General features: G+C 52.5%; 2 protein-coding genes and 1 pseudogene. 2 read left to right on the forward strand and 1 reads right to left on the reverse strand.

All coding sequences use genetic code 11. The features are described from left to right. Window positions 1-458: LysR family transcriptional regulator (locus EN780_RS32210; protein ID WP_133372814.1), on the reverse strand; the 458-nt coding region annotated here is incomplete at its 3' end. A 190-nt stretch (window positions 459-648) separates the two neighbouring features. Here EN780_RS32210 and EN780_RS32215 point away from each other — a divergent pair. After that, window positions 649-1,929, forward strand: coding sequence for a CapA family protein (locus EN780_RS32215; RefSeq protein WP_128276294.1), 1,281 nt, complete (start codon window positions 649-651; stop codon window positions 1,927-1,929). A 139-nt stretch (window positions 1,930-2,068) separates the two neighbouring features. Next, window positions 2,069-2,401: pseudogene (locus EN780_RS32220) on the forward strand (amidohydrolase); the annotation flags it as partial.

Genomic DNA, 2,401 nt, shown 5'->3' on the forward strand with positions numbered 1-2,401 from the left:
ATATCGGCCTCTCCCGTCACTATGCTTTGTGCTATCTCATCGTATCGCTGTGCCTTGAAATGAAACTCTAGAGACGGATCCAGATTGTCGAGCGCAAGAATGATTTTGGGGATGAGTTTTAATGAGAGTATATGCGGTGCAGCAATCGTCAGACGGTTCTCCTGAGTGCGGAAAGAGTCGGTAATTTCCTTCTCGATGCATCCTAGCGTCTGAAAGTATCTGTCTAGTCGATTGTAAATCTCGATCGCGTGTGGGGTGGGGATAAGGCCTCGGGAATCTCGCGCGAAAAGCTTCTCACCAACAGCCTCCTCAAACAGCTTGAGATGCTGGCTTACGGCTGACTGGGTAATCCCGAGTTCCCTGGCGGCTCGCCTTGTGGAGCCTGTCCTTATGATCTCCCGAAAACTCTGAGCGGACCTGAACCCAGCCCTGCTGTTTCGGCCTGAGACATCTTCCATTGCGTTCGCCCGAATTTATAGCGGCGGGTCCCTGCGGAATCCCTTTGCTTGCTATATCAGTAAAATTAATAGGGTGTCACAAAAACTTAATAAATTGACGATTTTTGCAATTCCCCCCAGTGTTTGCATGCAAAACGCAATCAAAGCGCTTCGGGGTAACGTTTGCTAGATAGGGGTTCAAATTCGAATTATGCTTTCACCGTTCACTCTTACGTTAACTGGACAGTCTCTTATTTACCATGATCTTCGAGCTGCATCGGATATGGGATTTGCCGAAATTAAAGAATTAATCCAAAAAGCCGATATTTCATTTACGAACTTGGAGACCACCATTCTCGGCCGGCATGGCGGATTTCCAATGAAAGGCTACTATTTCGGGTGCTCTCCACCTGCCGTCTTAGACAGTTTGAGAGAAATTGGCTTTAACGCACTGGCGCTTTCCAATAATCATGCATTTGATCTTGGGCCTCAGGGGGTGCTGTCTACCCTTGAGGAAGTAGAAAGGCGCGAATTTCTGCATGCAGGAATTGGCGTGGATGCCAGCGACGCGAGTAAGGCCGGCATCATGCAACTCGGCAAGAGGAAGGTTGCCCTCGTCGCAATGGATGCCGGCCCCGTGCCAGCCATAAGTTACGCTGATGACGCCGCAGCCATAGTGTATGGTGACAATGCGGTTGGTCCGCGTCCCGCTCGACCCGGGGTGAACAAACTCGACGTCTCGCGGGTATTGGAGGTTGACGATCAAAAATTCAGCCATCTGGTTTCCATTCAGAGAATTTTTGCCAACGACCTCAGGGACGCTCACGACCAGCGCAAGCAAACATCGCCCGATGAGATAGACTTCTACGGAACTATTTTTCGTCGATCGCGTGAGAATCGCCGCAGGATCGATATTGATGTGGCGAGCTTGCAACGTCAGCTCACCACGATCCGAAAAGCTGCGTCAGACGGTGCCTTTGTCATCGCCTACCTTCATCATCACCATTGTGAACCCGATTGGAGCGAGGTGCCCGAATGGGTTCAATGCTTCGCGAAATCCTGCATTGATGCGGGAGCGAATGCGTTTGCTAGCCACGGTGCACCGGTGCTGCAGCCGATCGAAATTTACCGTCGAGCGCCTATCTTCTATGGATTGGGAAATTTTCTATTTCATCTTCCCGATGGTGAGGACGAATGGAGTTCACCTGATATTTGGAAAAGCGTGGTCGCGACATGCAGCTTCGACGGCAACAACCTCTTGCAGTCGATCGACCTCGTTCCAATCGTGCTCGGGGGTGAGCAGCGGCTTAATAGCGTTGCTTATCATGAGCGTATTGTGCCTGTTCCTGCTTCAAAAGAGCTGGCGAAGTCTATGCTCGAAGATTTATCTCGACGTTCGAAAAAATATGGAACCAGCATCGTGTTGGAGGATGCTCGCGTTATCTTGCCGGACAGCAATCGACACATCGTCCACGTGACCGCTGGCACATAGCCGCGTCTATGCGCCTCGACCAGACGTCGCATCCTAGTGATTGGCGCCATATAGGTGTCAATGCGTCAGATGAAACGGACATGTTTACATAGCCGCGCGATCGTAAAGTGCGCGCATCCGACAGCGAGGAAACTGGATTATGCACAACGACCGCCTGAGCATCTATGAAATTGCTCAGCGTGTGGACACCAAGAGCGACGACTACTGTGCGCTCAGTGACCGCATCTGGGCCATGCCGGAACTGGCCTTCGAGGAGCATCGCTCGGTCGCTGAACAGATCGCCTTGCTGGAGCGCGAGGGCTTTCGCATCACGAAAAACGTCGGCGGCATGGCCACTGCCTTCGTCGCAGAACATGGAAGCGGCGGGGCCATCGTCGGTTTTCTGGGGGAGTTCGATGCGCTACCGGCTCTCGCGCAAGTTTCGGGAGTGACCGAGCACAAGCCTACCACGAACGGAGCGCCCGGGCATGGC

This window comes from Mesorhizobium sp. M4B.F.Ca.ET.089.01.1.1 (genome assembly GCF_004022605.1).
Lineage (GTDB): Bacteria > Pseudomonadota > Alphaproteobacteria > Rhizobiales > Rhizobiaceae > Mesorhizobium > Mesorhizobium abyssinicae.